The organism is Desulfobotulus sapovorans DSM 2055 (assembly GCF_059569355.1).
This window is the reverse complement of record NZ_JCANVJ010000003.1, coordinates 18,950-37,899: the sequence shown is the minus strand read 5'-3', so window position 1 is coordinate 37,899 and position 18,950 is coordinate 18,950. Positions and strand designations below refer to the sequence as shown.

Sequence of the window (18,950 nt, the reverse complement as noted above, 5' to 3'; positions counted from 1 at the left end):
TTTCACCATCAGGTCACACCAACGAAGAGTGATTTAAGGAATATTTACCACAAAATCAAGCCGATCTCTTTCCAACGCACCGGGATACAGCCAGACTTCCTGCCCTGAGCCCGAAGGGTACTGTCCTGTGCTCCCGCCGCCCTCTGTCCGTATACGATACCGGCCTGCGGGAAGATCCGCCACAGCCCAGGGATAGCCCCCGTCCTGCGTTCTTTTTTCCCTGTCCGGAATCACAGATCTTACCTCACCGCTGAAAACATCCTCCAGAAGCAGGACAAGCGTATCAGGAAGGGAGACGGGATTTTCAGGAACCCCGCCCACATGGACAGGATAAAACAGCCTGCCGGAGGATGTGGGGATTTCAAGATGGGTTTTCATACCGCCAGAGGGAAAATCCGGATGCTCCCGTAAAATTTCAATCCGATAAAATCCGAAGCCACTCCCATTGATTTTTTCCGCTGTCACACGGATCCAGTCCGGAGCCAGTGGTTTCTGCATCTCAAGATCAGCAGCGCCATTCCCCTGAGACAGAAACAAAAAGGCCGCTCTGCCGGAAATTCCCATATCCAGGCTCTCTGGCAGAGCACTCAGAAAAAATCTGCCCAGGGAATCCAGGGCAAGACTGGCATCCACCAGCCCCCAGCCCGTGGCGTCATCCCTTCCCTTCACGCCGAGATCCCGGGTCATGCCGCCCCTTGCCAGAATTTCCATGGCCTGGACGGGAGACAGGCCCGGACTGTGACTGCGCATGAGGGCCAGCACACCGGAGACAAAGGGGGTGGCCATGGACGTACCTTCGGCGCTGGAGGTATATTCCGGAAGCTTACGGACAGGACTTGCCGTGGTGGTGTAAAGGGGCCCCCAGGGAGCCACCAGGGAAAGCCCGTCACCATAATTGCTTCCAGAGGAACGTTGCAGATCCCGATCCACCCCCCCAACGGCAAACACACCGGGATACCCCGCAGGATAATGCCGGATCTCCTTGCCATCATTCCCCGCAGCCGCCACCACCAGCACCCCGGCCTTCAGAGCAGCGTCAACGGCGTCCCTCTCCTCCCCGTTCTCTCCCTCGCCCCCCAGGCTGAGGTTTATCACATCCGCCCTCTTCGATGGCAGACGACCGGATGCATTGGAAAGGCCTGACGCATAGCGTATGGCCTGGGCCAGGGCCCAGGTATCCACATCGCCGCCGGGTTCAATGACCCTGAGGGGCATGAGGGTAGCCCTGCCCGCCACGCCGGCCATACCGGTTTCATTGTTCAGGGTGGCCAGGGCAATACCCGCAACCTGGGTACCGTGAAAAGAGGAAGAACCGCCTCCGGGATCTTCGGGATCACTGTCCCCCCCCACAAAATCATAACCGTCCGGGCCGATGCGATCCTTCAGATCCGGATGAACCGACACAATCCCCGTATCCAGAATGGCAATCACAGCCCCTTCCCCACGGGTCTTCTCCCAGGCTCCGGGAGCCCCAATGGCTTCCAGGGGCCAGAACCGATCCGGTTTCTCCGCATATCCTGCATCATTCACCGGGATTGAGGCAACCCGCCGCCTTCGGTTGGGTTCCACCCGGAGCACATCTTCCCGCAGAGCCATACGCTTCACGGCTTCCAGGGTTTCCTGGATGGCCGTTTCCCTGTCTGAGGCCAGGGCAGAACGTTCCGCAGATACACGTAAAAAGACCGTATCCCCCCGACGGGCAAGGGCATGCCAGCCCTCCTGCCCCATGGAAGAGCGAAACCCTGTATCCGGATCCCGGAACCGCACGATCATCTCACCGGGAATGATGTCCGAAACCCCCTCTCCCCCTTTGACCGATCGCCCGGAAACGGTATTTTTCACCACAAAAAGCGTGCCCGATACGCCAAGGCTGGCTCCTGGCTCCAGAACAAGCTCTTCTGCATGGCTCTGACGGTTCCCCGCGGCATCCACAACCGAAAGCAGAATCCGGTGGGTTCCGGAAGTGGTCAGATCCAGCCAGCGGCTGCACCCTTCTCCGGCATCGCTGTCATTCACATGCCAAAAGCAGCGCAGGGAGGTACCATCGGAAACCAGACCGGAAGAAGCTTCCACAAAAATCCGGGAGGGTGCCCTTGCCCTGCCCGCAGCATCCTTGAAAATATCCGGGATCTCCATGGAAAAACGCAGATCAGAAAGGGAAGGCAGAATCTCAGACGCCCCCTCCTTTCCCGTCTCTCCAGAGGGAGCGCAGGCAACCGCAAAACACAGACACAAAAGGCAGAGAATGCAGGGGCGGATCATGACGAACCTCCCGTCAGAGAAAAAGCAGTACAAACCCGGCTCAGAACAGTCTAGTCCAGATCTTCGGGAATATCCGCATTGGTGTGAACCTTCTGCACATCATCGTTGTCTTCCAGCATTTCCATGAGCTTGACCATCAGCTGGGCGTCCTTGCCCTCCAGACGGGTCATGGTCTGGGGAATCATGCTCACTTCCGCCATACTGAAGGTGAAACCCGCCGTATCCAGGGCATCCCGTACCCCCTCAAAATCCTGGGGGGCCGTGAGGATTTCAAAGCAGTCACCCTCTTCCCGCACATCTTCGGCACCGGCTTCTATGGCGGCCTCCATGAGGGCTTCCTCGTCCACTGCCCCCCGGTCCACAACAATCAGGCCCTTTTTATCAAACATCCAGGCCACACAGCCGTTGGCTCCAAGGTTGCCTCCGCATTTGCTGAAAGCATGACGCACTTCGCCTACGGTCCGGTTCTTGTTGTCCGTCATGACCTCCACCAGTACGGCGGCACCGCTGGGCCCGTAGCCCTCGTAGGTGATTTCCTCGTAATTGGCCCCGTCAAGATCGCCACTGCCTTTCTTGATCGCCCTTTCGATATTGTCCTTAGGCATATTCTCTGCGCGGGCCGCCAGCATGGCCGTACGCAGACGGGCATTGCAGGAAGGATCACCACCGCCCATACGGGCAGCCACCATGATTTCCTTGGTCAGCTTGGTAAAGATCTTGCCCCGGCGAATATCTTCCTTCCCTTTTCTATGGCGAATATTCGCCCACTTGCTATGTCCTGCCATACATCCTCCACCCCGGCTGCCCATGCAGCCGTTTTTTAATTTGACTCCGGCCTTCCGGAAAAACCAAGACCAATCACATAAATTTCCCGACTCTGCTTGCGGCAGCTCTGGGGCTTAAAAATCCGCTGTTTTTCAAAAAGCCTGCGCACCTCCGCCACAAAGGGATCAAACCCCCGTCCCTGAAAAATCTTGCAGACAAAATGTCCACCGGGAAGCAGTACCTCCGAAGCCAGAAAAAGGGCGGCATCGGAGAGGGCCGCAGACCGCAGGGCATCCACATCTCCCATACCTGTGGTGGCAGGTGCCATGTCACTTAAAACCGCATGAACCCCCGGCCCCACCCACTCCCGGATTTCAGGAGAAAGGTCATAGATATCCCCCACCACGGCACGGGCCTGGGGAGGCAGCCCCAGCAGCACGGGTTTTAAATCCACACCCAGCACATCCCCCGAAGCTCCCGTCACTTCCGCAGCATACTGCAACCAGGATCCGGGGGCACAGCCCAGATCCAGAAAACGGCCTCCCGGACTCAGGACACCATATTTATTCTGGATCTCTTTCAGTTTATACACAGACCTTGCCGCATAGTCCTCCTTGCGGGCCAGCCGGGTATAATGATCCTCCCAGGGATTTGCCGGATTTTTCCCCTGTGTCCTGCCTTTTGTTTTTTTTGCCGCCATAGGACTCCATTTTCCAGACCCCTGCCAGCCCCCCTCATCCTATACGGATGAAGAAAGCGGCAGCCATCACCGTTTCCAGCGCAACCTCTTTCAGCCAGGAAAGCTCCCTGCCCTGCCAAAACCTTCGTTAGATACGTTTTTTTTTATTTTCCCGTCAAGAAAAGCCCTGAAAAAATCCCAAACCGTCCCCCTGCCCAAAACGGAATCCCTCTCTTCCGCCAGTATCAGAAAAGACGTTCCATGGCTTCTTCCACCGTCCTCACGCCCTCCAGCACCATCCCCCTTGGAGCCTGCAAGCGCCGCACCGAAGAGCTGGGGGCCAGACAACGGGAAAATCCCATTTTCAAGGCCTCCCCCAGACGGTTTTCCAGATGGCTGACGGCCCGAACCTCACCCGTCAGCCCCACCTCACCCAGCACCACGGTTTTACCATCCACGGGCCGGTCGAGAAAACTGGAAGCCAGGGCCGCCACAACGCCCATATCCACGGCAGGTTCATCCACCTTGACTCCCCCCGCCACGTTCATGAAAATATCGTGGCCCGCAAGGTTCAGCCCCACTTTTTTCTCCAGCACAGCCGCCAGAAGGGCCACACGGTTGCTGTCCAGACCCGAAACCGTCCGCCGGGGAGATCCGGAACCCGTTCCCGTCACCAGAGCCTGCAATTCCACCAGAATGGGCCTGGAGCCTTCCATGGTGGTAGTCACAACGGAACCGGAGGCAGCTTCAGGCCTTTCCGCGAGAAAAACCGCCGAAGGATTGCCCACCTCCTTCAACCCGATCTCCTGCATTTCAAACACGCCGATTTCATTGGTAGACCCAAAGCGGTTCTTTACGGCCCTGAGGATACGGAACACATGATTGCGGTCTCCCTCAAAATACAGCACCGTGTCCACCATATGCTCCAGCAGCCTGGGGCCGGCAATGGCCCCATCCTTGGTGACATGCCCCACCAGAAGGGTAGGGACACCGCTGCGCTTGGCAAACTGCATGAGCCTCAGGGTGGCCTCCCGCACCTGGGAGACACTGCCCGGCGCAGAGGACAGCTCCGGGCTGAAAATGGTCTGTATGGAGTCAATGACCAGCACATGGGGATTTCTGGAAGCTGCCAGATGCAGCACCCGATCCAGATCCGTCTCCGAAGCCACGAGTATGCCGGCAGCCACCGTTCCCAGACGTTCGGAACGCAGCCGGATCTGCCGGATGGATTCCTCACCGGACACATACAGCACCCCCCTGCCCTGTCCCGCAAGCCCTGCAAGGGTCTGGAGCATGAGGGTGGATTTACCAATCCCCGGATCTCCGCCGATAAGAACCAGACTCCCGGTCACCAGCCCGCCGCCCAATACCCGATCCAGCTCACCGATCCCCGTTGCCGTCCGTTTTTCCGCGTCCAGAGGAATCGCGTCCATGGGAAAAACCGCAGGCTCTCCCGCCATACGTACGGCAGCGGGTGCCTCCCTTTCCTCCACAAAACTGTCCCAGGCCTCACATTCCGGACATCGCCCCATCCAGCGGGGTGCCCTGTGACCACAGCCCTGGCAGACAAAAATACTTTTCTGGTTTTTCTTCACCATTTGACCCCCCGTTCAAGTCAGGCTAGGATGCAGGCCAGCATGACGACGACGCAAAAAACCTTACAGGCCATTCTTCCATAGGGAGAGACCATGCTCGACTACCATATCCACACGCCCCTGTGCCGCCATGCCAGGGGAACCCCTGCGGCCATGGTACGGGCCGCCGTGGACAAGGGACTGCGGGAAATCGCCTTTCTGGATCATCTCACCCTTCCCCCTCTGCCCCTCGCCCACACCATGACCGCCAAAGACCTTCCCTTCTACCTCAACACCCTGAGGGAACTGGCCACCGCCTGGGAAGGACGCATCCGTGTACTGGCCGGACTTGAAGTCGATTTTCATCCCGAAAGCCTTCCGGAAATCCGCCACATCACGAATTCCTTTGACCTGGATCTCGTGGGGGGTTCCGTCCATTTTGTAAAGGGACACAACATCGCCAGCCGCAAGGGCCGGGAAAGCTGGGCAGCCCTGCCCCCCCTCCCCATGTACCATGACTACCTCGACAGTCTGGAAGCCCTGGTGGACGCAGACTGCTGTGACCTGCTCTGCCACCTGGATCTCATGGAAAAATTCTCCCCCCGGCTCTCCCCGGCAGAGCGCAAGGAAATCACTCTCCGCATGGAAGACCTTCTCGATGCCATCGTCCGCAAAAATCTTGTGGTGGAGGTAAACGGATCCGGCATGGAGCATCCCATGCAAAGCCCCTATCCTTCCCCCGCACTGTTACAGCGCTGCAGGGAAAAGGGAATTCCCGTCACCCTGGCATCGGATGCCCACACCCCCGAATCCGTGGGAGGCTGTACCCCGCTCCTGATTCAGGCTGTCCGGGCGGCAGGATACACGGAAGTCACAGGCTTTTACAGACGTAAACGTCATTTTCTCCCCCTTGGGACAGACAGAGGCTCCCTATGACCAGCCACCAGACCATCCTGACCCGAAACCAGAACACAGAACATCCGGAATCCAGAAGCCCCCGCAATTTCCCCAGACTTACCGTTCTGCTGACCGCTTTCCTTCTTTTTGTCCTCCCGCCTCTGCACGCCAGCGAACCCTCCATGCCCATAGATCCTGAGCTGATGCCCGTCATGGAAAAACTGCTGTCCCTGGGGCTGGAGGCAAATGAGGTGAAATCCCTCTTTACCCATCCGAAACTCAGCTTCAATCCTGCCACGCCCTCCCTCTTCTTTCTCGTTCAGGAAAGCAGACTGGACTATGACCAGTTTTCCAGCCCGGAATCTCTGGCAAAGGCCCGGGCCTACATGAAGACCTATGCCACCCCTCTGGCCCGAGCGGAAAAAAAATATGGCGTGCCCAGAACCGTCATCTGCGCCATTCTCCTGGTGGAAACCCGTCTCGGCACCTTCGTGGGTCGCCACAGTGCAGCCGCCAGCCTCGCCAGCATCGCCGCCCTGGACAGCCCGGAGGTGCAGCATCTCGTATGGGAACGGGTAAGAGACAAAACTCCCCACGACAGAAAATCCTTTGAAGAACGGGCAAAAAACCGGGCAGCCTGGGCACTCAAAGAACTCCCCCCCCTGATGCACTATGCCAGGGCCAAGGGGATAAATGCCGCAGAGATCCCCGGATCCTACGCCGGTGCCGTAGGACTCTGCCAGTTCATGCCCTCCAATATTCAACAGCATGCCGCAGACGGCGACAAGGATGGCAAAATCCGCCTCAGCACCCATGAAGACGCTATTTTCAGTGCCGCCCGTTATCTGAAAAATAATGGATGGAAACAGGGGATGACACTGGGACAACAGGAAAAAATCATTCTGACCTACAACAAAAGCCGTCCCTATGCCCAGGCCGTACTGCGGGTGGCGGGAGAACTCCGGAAAAAAACCCCCCTGGGGTCACGGGAAAAAAAATCCTGATGCCTGCCCTGACGCAGCCCCAGGTCTTGCCCCTGATTCCCTATCTTTCCCCTGGGAGGGGAGAGCAGGCGCACCCGTTTGTCTTGCAGCATTGGATCCAGCCTCCCCGCGCTCCAGCGTGGAAGCGTTGACTGAAACAAGGCCACAATCGGTAAAAAAACCATAAGCGTTCATCGGTATATCGGGGCCTGAAACACGCCCCCCTTCCCCTTCGAAAGGATCACCCCATGCAGACCGTTCTCGTCTGGACAGGAATCGGATTTCTTTTTCTGGTCCTTACCAACCTTGCTTTTTTTGATGTATTGCGCAGAGATTTTGGATCCAGGGGAAAAAAAATCTTCTGGGGGATGATTGCCCTCATCCCCTTTCTGGGCTGTCTCCTCTACATCCTCATCGGTATCCATCTGGGAAAAAAAAAGAGCCTGACGGGAGATCCCGCATGAACACTGAAAATCCGATTCGGATACCCGTCATCCTCACCGCCTTTGGTGCCAGACAAAACACCCTGGAAGTCCGGTTTTTCATTGAAAACCACTTCAAAAAAAACTTTCCTCAATGTGATTTTCACTGGGCTTTTGCCTCAAGAAGCGTTCAGAAACACAGCGACAACGATACCCCGCCGTCACCGGAACGGCTTCTGAAACAGCTGGCGGATCTGGGGCACGACTCCGCCATACTTCAGTCCCTGCATGTGGTCTGCGCCGCAGAATTTCACAAACTGATCCCCATCTGTCAGGCAGCCCCCCTCAACGTTCCCCTTGGCCTGCCCCTCCTGGCCTCCCTGGAAGACTGCCAGACTGCGGCCCTGGCCATGGATGCGGTGGCCCACCTTCCCGAAGACATGGCCGTTGTGCTGGCCCTGCATGGTTCTTCCCATCCGGGAGGCGCATTTTTTCATCTTCTGGGAAAACTTTTTATGGAAACCTGGGGGGAAAGGGCTTTCTATGGCATGATTGAGGGACAACCGGACAGGATAAAAACCGCAAAAAAAATCCGGGCCGCCGGATTTTCCAGAGCAGCCATCCTTCCCTTTACTCTGGTGACAGGACAGCATTTTGAAAAGGATCTGATGGGAGAAAAAAATTCCTGGTACAGTGCCTTCCTTGAAGAAGGGATTGCACCTGCCATACACCCCCAGGGGATTGGGCTGCGGCCAAAAATTGTGGACATTTTCTGTCGGCATCTGCGAAAAGCACTGGAAACCCTTCCCTCCAGGCCTTCCGCTTCCGCATGAAACCGTCCCCCTCCCCTGTACCTGCTTTCTGTACACTGTCTTCAGGGAGAAAAAACACCTCTATACTTCCAGAATTTCCATGATGCGAATCAGCAGCTTTTCCTCCAGAGGATCCATCACCAGGTCGGAAAGGGCCAGACACTGGGCCATCTCCACCACGCTGAGACGATCTCCGGGATCCTCCAGCAGAATGGGCAGGGCTTCCATGGCCCCCGCTGGATTCAACTCAAGAATCCGGGACTGTTCCCGCACCAGCTCCCGGATACGGGCATCCGGCAGATTACCGGTTTTAGGATGACGGCGGATCAGCTCCAGCAGTACGGTGATTTCCTCCTGATGCACAACCCCGTCTGCACCGGCCACAGCCACCAGCACCCGTACCAGGGCTTCGGCAAAGCCCCCATAGGTCAGCTTGTCCTGCCAGAAGCCCTCTTCTGCGGAACGCCAGGCCGCATCATGGGGCCGAACCTCTTCGGCGGAACGCGGAGGTGGCATCTGGGACGTGGAGAGCATACGTACCAGAGGATTGCTGTAAATCAGGGTAAAAAGCTGTTCCTCTGCGGCATCCCGAAGGCTGCTGCCCATATCCATAAAGGCGGCCATCAGCTCCACCATGCTGCTCTCCATCTGCCGGAAGGCATTGTCCGGCGGTGCAGGAACACGATGACGCCGGCTCATGCGTGCGGCAAGCTTGATGGGCAGCATCATGGGATTGATATCGGCAACCACCATACGCAACAACCGCTGGGGATGCTGCATGCGCATGAAGGCTGCGGACTGGGGAGTGGCCATGCTCCGAATCCAGGGCTGAAAAAAACTGCGGTAGCAGAGATCATTGATCCTTGAAATTTCCGCCACAGGATAAAAATCCAGCTCATCTTCCACACCGTCATCCAGAACCTCTATGTCCGCAAAGGTACGGGACTCAAAACGCACCCGATAGGCCTTGTCCGAATAACGGGGGTCGCTTTTTTCAATGATCATCTGATAAAGCCCAGGAGCCAGATAATCCACCATATCAATACTTCCGATGATTTCCGCATGCTCCTTCTCAGCCACCCTGTCAGAGACAAAAAGACCGATATGCCCGACATTTTCATGCACCATATAAATGATTACCTGCTGCTGCCGCTTCACTTCCTCGAGACTTCCCCACACCTTGAGAATCCAGTTCAGGGCCTGCTGGGGGGGCGTCACGTTGTCACCATCCGAGGAAAAAAGCACAATGGGATCCTCCAGATCCCTCAGGTCGATGCGCTTCCCCTCCTGAAAGCTCACCTCCCCCAGTTCCAGCTGATTCTCGATAAAGAGATGCTGGATCATAAAACGGATTTCTTCGGCGGTCATCAGGTAATAACTGCTCCACCAGCGGGAAAAATCCCGGAACCTGTCCGATTCCGTGTCCACATGGCTATAAAGATGGTAGGGACTGCGGCAATAGGCTTCTGCCATATCCAAAGCCTCATGACCTGAGGCCAGGTTGGCACCGTCAAAATATCCGGCCCCAAGGTCACTGGCCAGCTGCACGGTCCAGACACCGCCAATCAGTCCGGCCTTGTACCGCACCACATGACGTCCCCGGACTCCGGCCCAGTAAGAAATGGGGGATCCGTTCAGAACCAGAGGGCCGGCAAGGCTGGGACGGTCTGCACTCAGCAGGGCAACCGCCCATCCCGCCTGACTGTTACCGATGATACTGGGCTTTCCACTGTCCGGATGCCTGCGGGCCACCTCCTCAATAAAAAGAATCTCCGCATTTTTCACATCTTCCAGGGTCTGTCCCGGTACAGGTTCCGGGAAAAAAAGAATAAAATAAACCGGATGCTCTTTTTCAAGGGCCATACCGATTTCCGATGCCCGTTTGGAACCACCGATACCCGGCGCATTCCCCGATCTCGGGTCAATCACCACCACCGGCCTGCGATCATGGCCAAAGGCGGCCTTTTCCTTTTCTTTTTTCTTCCGCTCTCCCCTGCGCCGTCTGTCCCGGATTCGCACCAGAGCATAATTGACAGGCCGGTCAAAGGTACGGCCATCCATGATAATGTCATAAGGAAAGAACAGGACAGGGGGCTGACCTTCTGCAAGGTACTGAAAAAAATCATTGCCATGCTGCCGGAGAGTATCCAGGTAAAGGAGCTGACGCTGAACCGTATCCACCACATAATCCACATACTCAAGGCCGCTTCCCCCAAGGGGGAGCCGCTCTACAATCCTGGAAAGATCCGACAACATAGTCACCTCGCATGTATCCATCAGAAAAATGTTAAATTCTTTCTCCACTCCAGCGGAGCTTGGTTTTCAAAACATCGAAATAGCGCTGATCCGGGAGGGTGATCATGCGGACAGGGCTTGCTGCCCGCAACACGGAAAGGGTGTCCCCATGCTGAAGGGCATGACCGGACTGACCGTCACAGGTCATCATGATATCCCCGGAAGACCGGGGATCAAGGCGCACGGTCACCTGAACCCCGTCGGGAAGAATCAGGGGACGGTTGGTCAGGGTAAAGGGACAGATGGGCGTCAGCAGGATGGCATCAATGGCTGGATGCACCACAGGTCCCCCTGCGGCCATGGAATACGCCGTGGAGCCCGTTGGAGTGGCAATGATCAGTCCATCTCCCGTGTAGGTGGTGAGATAGCGCCCATCAATTTCCGTACGTACCCTTGCCAGACGGGCCAGGGCACTTTTGGAGATCACCACGTCATTCAACACCCTTTCTTCCACCCGAACCTCCCCGCCCCGGCTCAGGGTGACCCGGAGACGCATCCGTTCTTCGGCGGTATAGCGACCTTCCAAAACAGCATCGGCAATTTCGTACAGGCGGTCTTCCAGCACCTCGGCCAGAAACCCCACTTCACCGAACTTCACCCCCAGCAGGGGAATTTCAAAGTCCCCAATCCAGCGTGCTGCGGAAAGAAAGGTGCCATCCCCCCCCAGAACAAAAACCAGATCCACCCCAGCGGGTGCATCGCAACACGACATGGGATTTTCCGCAACCACCGTTTTTCTCAGAACCTGCACCCCCCGATGTCCCAGCCACACGCTGAAAGCATCGGCAGTTTTCTGGGCCTGGCCATCGTCCTTCACCACCAGCGCCACGGTTCTAGCCATGGTTTCTCTCCCTTTTCCCAGACTTTATTTGCTTTTGCAGCATAACGACTTCCCCCAGCTCCGTAAAGGATTTTCCCCTGCCCGCTTTTACAAAAAAAATCTTTCTCACTTGACGCCCTTCCCCTGCTTAACTATTTATATCCTTTATCGGTTTTTCTTTTTCTTAACCCCAGTAGAAGGAAAGCATCACATGAAATTATTGGTTAAAACATCGGTTCGGCTCTTTCTTATCACAAGCCTTGTCCTTTTATCCACCAGCGCCCTGATTTCCTGCGGTAAAAAACAGGCAGAAGAAACCATCAAGATCGGTTATGGCGGTGCCCTGTCCGGAGACCTGGCCTCCTATGGTATTCCCAGCAAGCGGGCTGCAGAACTGGTTGTCAAAAAAATCAATGCTGAAGGCGGTCTCCTGGGAAAACAGGTCGTTCTTGTGGCAGAAGATGACGTCTGCAAACCCGAGGTTGCCACCAACACCGCCACCAAACTGGCCACAGAGGGCGTAAAAGCCGTGATCGGCCATATCTGTTCCGGTGCAACCATCTCCGCCCTGGGAATTTACAAGGACACCAACATTGTCTGCGTATCTCCCTCCGCCACCAACCCCGAAATCACCCAGAGTGGGGATTATCCCGTCTTTTTCCGCACCATTGCCCCGGATGATGCCCAGGCCAGACTTCAGGTGGATTTTGTCCTGAAAACCCTTAAGGTCAAAAGGGTGGTGGTACTCCACGACAGAGGCGATTATGGCCGGGGACTGGCGGAATTTGCCAAAAAATTCATAGAAGAATCCGGAGAGGCGGAAGTGCTTCTTTATGAAGGCATCACGGCCGGTGCCGTGGATTACACCGCTGTGGTACAGAAAATCCGTCAGAGCAACGCAGACGCCGTTATCTTCGGCGGCTATCACCCCGAAGCCTCCAAACTGGTCATGCAGATGCGCAACAATGACATGAAAACCCTCTTCATCTCCGCAGACGGCGTGAAAGACGATACCTTCATCCGTGTTGCGGGTGAATTTGCCGAAGGCGTCTATGCCACAGGCCCTGTGGATGTATCCAAAAATCCCATGGCCATTGCCGCACAGGAAGAACACCGTGCCGCCTATGGAGAGGAACCGGGAGCCTTCTTCCTCAATGCCTATGCGGCAACCCTCGCCCTGATGAACGCCATCGAAAAGGCCGGTTCCACCGAAGCACCGGCCATCATGAATGCCCTCAGAACCGAATATATTGATACCCCCCTCGGAAAAATCAGCTTTGACGCCCGTGGAGATGCCATTGGTGTTGGTTTTTCCATGTACCAGGTTCAAAACGGTCAGTATGTTGAACTGAAATAACGGCCACCGTTAAAAAATTTCCTGCAACCACCTGATACATTGTCAAAAAAAAGAGTACCCTCCATGGGGCGGGCCTTGTGTCCGCCCCTGAAATAGGGTAAGGCATTTTCCGCCTTGAATGGTCTGACCAAACACGGGCCATGGAAGACGGATCCCGGAAAGGGAAAAAAAGCCTTTTCCCCTTTCCCGGCTTCGTCAGGACGCCCGGCAATATGAACCGGTAAAGCGTCTTTCCACCCGATCAGAGTACCGTCGCAGCGGACAGTTTCTGATGTTTACCCAAAATCCTGGAAATCCACTCCCATGGAACAATTTCTTGAGTACTTCCTCAGCGGACTCACACGGGGCAGCATCTATGCCCTCATCGCCCTGGGCTATACCATGGTCTACGGCATCATCGGCCTCATCAACTTTGCCCATGGGGAAATATACATGATAGGGGCCTTCACAGCCCTTATTGCAGCCACAGCCCTCACCGTGCTGGGCTTCCCCCCCCTGACAGTTCTGCTTCTGGCAGGCCTTGCCGCCGTCATCTGGGCTTCTGCCTACGGCTTCACCATTGAAAAGGTGGCTTACAAACCCTTAAGAAACGCCCAGCGCCTCTCCCCCCTGATCAGTGCCATCGGTATGTCCATCTTTCTCCAGAATTATGTCATGCTGGCCCAAACCTCAGATTTTCTGCGCTTTCCCTCCCTGATTCCGGAATTTCAGTGGCTGGCCCCCTGGGCCCACATCATCAACACCCCCAAGTTTATCATTCTGGCCACCACCGCTGTGGTCATGATCCTGCTCACCCTGCTCATCCAGTACACCCGCACAGGAAAAGCCATGCGTGCCACAGCCCAGGACAGGGAGATGGCCCTTCTTGTGGGAGTCAATGTGGATCGGGTGATTTCCAGCACCTTTGTCATCGGCTCTTCCCTCGCCGCCGTGGGCGGGGTTCTCATTGCCTCCTACATCGGACAGATCAATTATTTTGTGGGGTTCATTGCGGGACTCAAAGCCTTTACCGCCGCCGTTCTGGGAGGTATCGGCTCCATTCCGGGAGCCGTACTGGGCGGCCTCATCCTGGGATGGACAGAAAGCTTTGCCACGGGCTATATCTCCTCGGAATATGAGGATGTCTTTGCCTTCGCCCTTCTGGTACTCATTCTGATCTTCCGTCCCGCAGGTATTCTTGGCAAAAACAACACCCAGAAAGTATGACTTTCCAGAAGAGGTTTTTTTATGTTCACGCTCCAGGAATTCAGAAAATCTGTCATCGCCGCCCTGTGGTTTATGTTTCTGACCTTTCCCATCCTGGTTATCCGGGTGAATCCTCTGGAAAGAAGCATTCTGTGGCGCTGGGAAAACATGCTCTATCTGGGGCTTGCCGTCTTTTTCGGCTCCTTTGTCTGGCGGGAACTGCTTCGCCGCAAGGAAAGGGGATTGCAGCAAAAGGCCCAGGGCCTGGAAGAAGAAAAGGCGGGCCTGATACAACAGCTTTCGGAAAACCCCAGACTGGTTCTCCCGGCCCTCGGCTTGGTACTGGGTATCGCCCTCCTCTTTCCACACCTGGTGAATCCCTATCAGATCAGCATCATGACCCTGGCCCTCATCTATGTGGTGCTGGGTCTCGGCCTCAACATCGTAGTGGGGCAGGCAGGACTTCTCAACCTGGGCTACGTCGCCTTTTTTGCCGTAGGGGCTTACAGCTACGCCCTTCTCAACAAGCATTTCGATCTGGGATTCTGGATCTGCCTGCCCGTTGGTGCAGGTCTTGCCGCCCTTTTCGGCATCCTGCTGGCCCTGCCTGTGCTGCGGCTCCGGGGAGATTATCTGGCCATTGTCACCCTGGGCTTCGGAGAAATCACCCGCATTGTCCTCGAAAACTGGGGAAAATTCTCCGGCGGCCCCACGGGTATCCGGGGCATTCCACGACCGGAATTTTTCGGTATCTCCCTCAGTCTCGGCGAATCCATTCTCTACATCTATTACATCATGATTGCCGCTGTCATTCTCACCATCTTTGTCATCAACCGCCTCCAGAATTCCCGGCTGGGCAGGGCCTGGGTGGCCCTGCGGGAAGATGAGATTGCCTGCCAGGCCATGGGCATCGACAAGACAGGCGTCAAACTCTCCGCCTTTGCCCTGGGAGCCCTGTGGGCGGGTATGGTGGGCGTGATCTTTGCGGGATACAACACCTACATCAATCCCAAAAGCTTCACCTTCATGGAATCTGTCATCATTCTTTCCATTGTGGTGCTGGGGGGGATGGGATCCATCCTCGGCGTGGTGCTGGGAGGGCTTGTCATGATCCTCCTCCCCGAATACCTCCGGGAGGTGGGAAACTACCGCATGCTGATCTTCGGCACCGCCATGATCCTCATGATGGTTTTCCGGCCCCAGGGACTCATCCAGAGCAAACGCAAAGCCTATCAATTTCAAAAAGACAAAGGGGTGGCCTGAACCATGGAACCCATCTTAAACGTCCAGTCCCTCACCATGGATTTTGGTGGCCTGCGGGCCCTGAACCGGGTCAGCCTGGAAATCCGCCAGGGTGAAATCGTGGCCCTCATCGGCCCCAACGGAGCCGGTAAAACCACCTTTTTCAACTGTATCACCGGTATTTATACCCCCACACACGGGGACATCCTCATCACACCTCCAGGCAAGTCTCCCGTGCGCATCAACGGCATGAAGGCCAACAGGGTCACGGAAAAGGGGCTGGCCCGCACCTTTCAGAACATCCGTCTCTTCCCCAATATGACCGCCCTGGAAAATGTCATGATCGGCCGCCATGTCCGTACACGGGCCGGTGTGCTGGGGGCTGTCTTCCGCCCGCCTTCCGTACGGCGGGAAGAAAGGGAAACGGCCCGGCACTGCTATGGCCTTCTCGAAAAGGTGGGGCTTGCCGCAGAGGTCAACGAGCTGGCCAAAAACCTTTCCTATGGTGCCCAGCGACGCCTTGAGATTGCACGGGCCATGGCCACGGATCCCTTTCTGCTCCTCCTTGATGAACCCGCAGCAGGCATGAACCCTTCCGAAACCCTGGATCTTGACCGGCTTATCCGGAAAATCCGGGATGAGGACGGCATCAGTATTCTGCTCATTGAGCATGACATGAAGCTGGTCATGAACATCTCCGAACGTATTTTTGTCATGGATTACGGCTCCAAGATTGCCCAGGGCACACCCATGGAGATCAAGAACAACGCCCTTGTCATCAAGGCCTATCTCGGGGAGGAAGCCGATGCTGACGCTTGAATCCATCAATACCTATTATGGCAATATCCGCGCCCTTAAAAATATCTCCATAGAAATTTCCGAAGGGGAAATCGTGGCCCTCATCGGTGCCAACGGAGCAGGTAAAACCACCACACTGAAATCCATTTCCGCCATCACGCCCCCAAGAAACGGCAGTATCCGGTTTCTGGGCCAGGACATCCACAGAAAGGCTCCGGAAAAAATTGTGGCCATGGGACTCTGCCACGTCCCCGAAGGCCGCCATATCTTTCCCCTGCTTTCCGTCATGGAAAATCTGGAAATGGGAGCCTTTCTCCGAAAGGACAAAAAGGGGATCCGGACGGATCTCGACTATATCTTTTCCCTCTTTCCCATTCTGGCCCAGCGGCGCAAACAGGCCGGCGGTACCCTCTCCGGCGGAGAACAGCAGATGCTGGCCATCTCCCGTGCCCTCATGGGCAAGCCCAGACTCCTCCTCCTTGATGAACCCTCCCTTGGCCTTGCCCCCCTGATCATCAGACAGATTTTTGAAATCATTGAACAGATCAACCGGGATGGTACCACCATCTTCCTCATTGAACAGAATGCCAACCTGGCCCTGAAAACGGCCCACAGGGGCTATGTGATGGAAAACGGAGAAATCACCCTCTCCGATACGGCGGCAAACCTTTTGATCAATGAAGATGTGAAAAGGGCCTATCTGGGAATTTGAGGGCGTAAAAAAATCTACCCTGACTCAGCAAAAAGGGCGATCCCGAAAGATCGCCCTTTTTTACATCCGTCACCAATCCGCTTCCGTAAAAATCAGATACCTGCCGCCGCCTTCAGGGCATCCACCATATTGGTTTCTTCCCAGGTAAAGCCCGGTCTTTCATTACGGCCAAAATGTCCGTAAGCCGCGGTCTGACGATAGATGGGCTGAAGCAGGTTGAGCTGGCGGATGATACCCGCAGGCCGCAGGTTGAACACGGAGCGTACCACCTCACCCAGACGGGTTTCGCTGAGCTTTCCTGTGCCAAAGGTATTCACCAGAACAGAAACCGGCTCCGCCACACCGATGGCATAGGCCACCTGGATTTCACACTTGTCCGCAAGACCGGCGGCCACAATATTCTTGGCAATGTAGCGCCCCATGTAGGAGGCACTGCGATCCACCTTGGAAGGATCTTTTCCGGAAAAACATCCGCCACCGTGGCTGCCCTGACCGCCGTAGGTATCCACAATGATCTTACGCCCCGTGAGCCCGCAGTCCCCCATGGGACCGCCAACCACAAACTTACCTGTGGGATTGATGAAGTACTTGGTTTTGGCGTCCAGCATGTCTGCAGGAATCACGGAGCGGATCACTTCCTCCATCACGGCTTCCTTCAGGGTGGCATAAGCCACATCCGGCGTATGCTGGGTGGAGACCACCACGGCGTCCACACGGACGGGACGGCAGCCCTCATACTCCACCGTCACCTGGGCCTTGCCGTCAGGCCGCAGAAAATCCAGAGTCCCGGCTTTGCGCACCGTAGCCAGACGACGGGTAAGCTGATGGGCTATCATGATGGGGGCAGGCATCAGCTCCGGGGTATCGTTACAGGCAAAACCGAACATGAGACCCTGATCTCCTGCGCCCTGCTCCTCTTCGCTTGCACGGTCCACACCCTGGGCAATGTCCGGGGACTGCTGGTCAATACTGGTCATGACCGCACAGGTCTGCCAGTCAAACCCCATATCCGAGGAGTTGTAGCCAATTTCCCGAATGGTGTTGCGGACGATCTGGGGCATGTCCACATAGCAGGAGGTGGTGATTTCACCGGCAATAATGGCCATCCCCGTGGTCACCAGGGTTTCACAGGCCACGCGGCAGCGGATGTCCTGGGCCATGATGGCATCAAGGATGGAATCTGAAATGGCATCCGCCACCTTGTCGGGATGTCCCTCGGTAACGGATTCAGAGGTAAACAGCATGCGTTCCTTGCTCATGAAAAACTCCTTTACTGTCGGTGCCGGGCTCAGACTCCTGGCCGCAGCACCTGATTATCGATCAGTCGGGTTTTGCCCACCTTCACCGCCAGGGCCATGAGGGCAGGAGCGTCTATCGTTTCCACGCCTTCCAGGGTCTCCGGATTGCAGAGGGCGATATAATCAATTTCCGTAAACGGATGGGAAAGAATAATTTTTTCCGCTTCCCTGCGAAGACACTCCGCAGAGCGTTCCCCCCCGGCCACCCGTTCTGCCGCATCCCTGAGGGCCAGAGAAAGGCTTAAGCCCGAAGCCCGTTCTTCGGGAGACAGGTAGGTGTTCCGGGAACTCATGGCCAGACCGTCGGACTCCCGCACAATGGGCCCGCCAAGAATCCGGACGGGGAAATTGAGATCCTTGACCAGCCTCCGGATCACGGCAAGCTGCTGAAAATCCTTTTCCCCAAAAACCGCCACATCAGGCAGCACCATATTGAACAGTTTGCTCACCACGGTTGCCACCCCCCGGAAATGCACGGGCCGGGAAAGTCCGCAGAGATGGTGAGGAAGCTTTTCCAGGGTCACATAGCTCTGGTAGTCCGGGCCGTACATGTCCTCCGGCTCCGGCGTGAACACAGCGGCCACACCCTTTTCCCGGCAGAGGGCCAGATCCCTTTCCAGATTCCTGGGATAGGCCGCCAGATCTTCCGTCGGACCAAACTGGGTGGGATTGACAAAGATACTGACCACCACCCGATCTGCATTGCGGGCCGCAATGTCCATGAGGGACAGATGGCCCTCATGGAGAAAGCCCATGGTGGGCACAAAACCGATGCTGCGGCCTTCTTTTTTCCATTCCAGGGCCCGGGCCTGCATGGCAGCGACTGCCTGATGGATTTCCATGAAACCT

17 protein-coding genes are annotated in these 18,950 nt (G+C 56.2%); 9 read left to right on the top strand and 8 right to left on the bottom strand.

The window, feature by feature from the left end:
- Positions 1 to 33 precede the first annotated feature (33 nt).
- The 4 genes from BR04_RS04210 to radA form a co-directional block, all read right to left on the bottom strand.
- Positions 34 to 2,262 carry a S8 family serine peptidase gene (locus BR04_RS04210; RefSeq protein WP_496354744.1) on the bottom strand — a complete coding sequence of 743 codons (2,229 nt, stop codon included), beginning with the start codon at positions 2,260 to 2,262 and terminating at the stop codon, positions 34 to 36.
- Positions 2,263 to 2,312: 50 nt separating this feature from the next.
- Entirely contained in the window at positions 2,313 to 3,047 is a 735-nt protein-coding gene (locus tag BR04_RS04205) for a YebC/PmpR family DNA-binding transcriptional regulator (RefSeq protein ID WP_496354743.1), read from the bottom strand.
- A gap of 35 nt (positions 3,048 to 3,082) precedes the next feature.
- The gene (locus tag BR04_RS04200) at positions 3,083 to 3,727 is read right to left on the bottom strand and encodes an RlmE family RNA methyltransferase (protein WP_496354742.1); all 645 of its coding nucleotides are present in this window, start codon (positions 3,725 to 3,727) and stop codon (positions 3,083 to 3,085) included.
- A gap of 224 nt (positions 3,728 to 3,951) precedes the next feature.
- Positions 3,952 to 5,304: a DNA repair protein RadA gene (gene radA / locus BR04_RS04195; RefSeq protein WP_496354741.1), complete on the bottom strand. Its 1,353-nt coding sequence runs from the start codon at positions 5,302 to 5,304 to the stop codon at positions 3,952 to 3,954.
- A gap of 90 nt (positions 5,305 to 5,394) precedes the next feature.
- On the opposite strand from radA, the gene BR04_RS04190 reads away from it, so the two are divergent.
- The 4 genes from BR04_RS04190 to BR04_RS04175 all read left to right on the top strand — a co-directional run bounded on the left by BR04_RS04190 (position 5,395) and on the right by BR04_RS04175 (position 8,415).
- Entirely contained in the window at positions 5,395 to 6,216 is an 822-nt protein-coding gene (locus BR04_RS04190; RefSeq protein ID WP_496354740.1) for a histidinol-phosphatase, read from the top strand.
- The gene (locus BR04_RS04185; protein ID WP_496354739.1) at positions 6,213 to 7,181 is read left to right on the top strand and encodes a lytic murein transglycosylase; all 969 of its coding nucleotides are present in this window, start codon (positions 6,213 to 6,215) and stop codon (positions 7,179 to 7,181) included. Before BR04_RS04190 ends, BR04_RS04185 begins: the two co-directional genes overlap by 4 nt.
- A 227-nt stretch (positions 7,182 to 7,408) precedes the next feature.
- On the top strand, positions 7,409 to 7,624 hold the full coding sequence (locus tag BR04_RS04180; RefSeq protein WP_496354738.1) for a PLDc N-terminal domain-containing protein: 216 nt from the start codon (positions 7,409 to 7,411) through the stop codon (positions 7,622 to 7,624).
- Positions 7,621 to 8,415, top strand: a complete 795-nt coding sequence (locus tag BR04_RS04175; RefSeq protein ID WP_496354737.1) for a sirohydrochlorin cobaltochelatase — start codon at positions 7,621 to 7,623, stop codon at positions 8,413 to 8,415. The genes BR04_RS04180 and BR04_RS04175 overlap by 4 nt, the downstream gene beginning before the upstream one ends.
- 60 nt (positions 8,416 to 8,475) lie before the next feature.
- Here BR04_RS04175 and BR04_RS04170 read toward each other — a convergent pair whose 3' ends face one another.
- Complete coding sequence (locus BR04_RS04170) at positions 8,476 to 10,650, bottom strand: DUF3141 domain-containing protein (protein ID WP_496354901.1); 2,175 nt, start codon at positions 10,648 to 10,650, stop codon at positions 8,476 to 8,478.
- A gap of 31 nt (positions 10,651 to 10,681) precedes the next feature.
- Positions 10,682 to 11,530, bottom strand: a complete 849-nt coding sequence (locus BR04_RS04165) for an NAD(+)/NADH kinase (protein WP_496354736.1) — start codon at positions 11,528 to 11,530, stop codon at positions 10,682 to 10,684.
- Positions 11,531 to 11,720: 190 nt separating this feature from the next.
- Here BR04_RS04165 and BR04_RS04160 point away from each other — a divergent pair, with 190 nt between their 5' ends.
- From BR04_RS04160 to BR04_RS04140, 5 genes are all read left to right on the top strand, one after another.
- Positions 11,721 to 12,866, top strand: coding sequence for a branched-chain amino acid ABC transporter substrate-binding protein (locus BR04_RS04160; RefSeq protein ID WP_496354735.1), 1,146 nt, complete (start codon positions 11,721 to 11,723; stop codon positions 12,864 to 12,866).
- Between the two features lie 303 nt (positions 12,867 to 13,169).
- On the top strand, positions 13,170 to 14,072 hold the full coding sequence (locus BR04_RS04155; RefSeq protein ID WP_496354734.1) for an ABC transporter permease subunit: 903 nt from the start codon (positions 13,170 to 13,172) through the stop codon (positions 14,070 to 14,072).
- A 21-nt stretch (positions 14,073 to 14,093) separates the two neighbouring features.
- Positions 14,094 to 15,314 carry an ABC transporter permease subunit gene (locus BR04_RS04150; protein WP_496354733.1) on the top strand — a complete coding sequence of 407 codons (1,221 nt, stop codon included), beginning with the start codon at positions 14,094 to 14,096 and terminating at the stop codon, positions 15,312 to 15,314.
- 3 nt (positions 15,315 to 15,317) lie between these two features.
- Positions 15,318 to 16,112, top strand: a complete 795-nt coding sequence (locus BR04_RS04145; RefSeq protein WP_496354732.1) for an ABC transporter ATP-binding protein — start codon at positions 15,318 to 15,320, stop codon at positions 16,110 to 16,112.
- Positions 16,099 to 16,803 carry an ABC transporter ATP-binding protein gene (locus BR04_RS04140; RefSeq protein ID WP_496354731.1) on the top strand — a complete coding sequence of 235 codons (705 nt, stop codon included), beginning with the start codon at positions 16,099 to 16,101 and terminating at the stop codon, positions 16,801 to 16,803. Before BR04_RS04145 ends, BR04_RS04140 begins: the two co-directional genes overlap by 14 nt.
- Before the next feature lie 92 nt (positions 16,804 to 16,895).
- On the opposite strand, the gene metK is transcribed toward BR04_RS04140, so the two are convergent.
- Both metK and panC read right to left on the bottom strand, forming a co-directional pair.
- The gene (gene metK, locus BR04_RS04135; RefSeq protein WP_496354730.1) at positions 16,896 to 18,062 is read right to left on the bottom strand and encodes a methionine adenosyltransferase; all 1,167 of its coding nucleotides are present in this window, start codon (positions 18,060 to 18,062) and stop codon (positions 16,896 to 16,898) included.
- Between the two features lie 29 nt (positions 18,063 to 18,091).
- Positions 18,092 to 18,943, bottom strand: coding sequence for a pantoate--beta-alanine ligase (gene panC, locus BR04_RS04130; protein ID WP_496354729.1), 852 nt, complete (start codon positions 18,941 to 18,943; stop codon positions 18,092 to 18,094).
- Between the last annotated feature and the right edge of the window lie 7 nt (positions 18,944 to 18,950).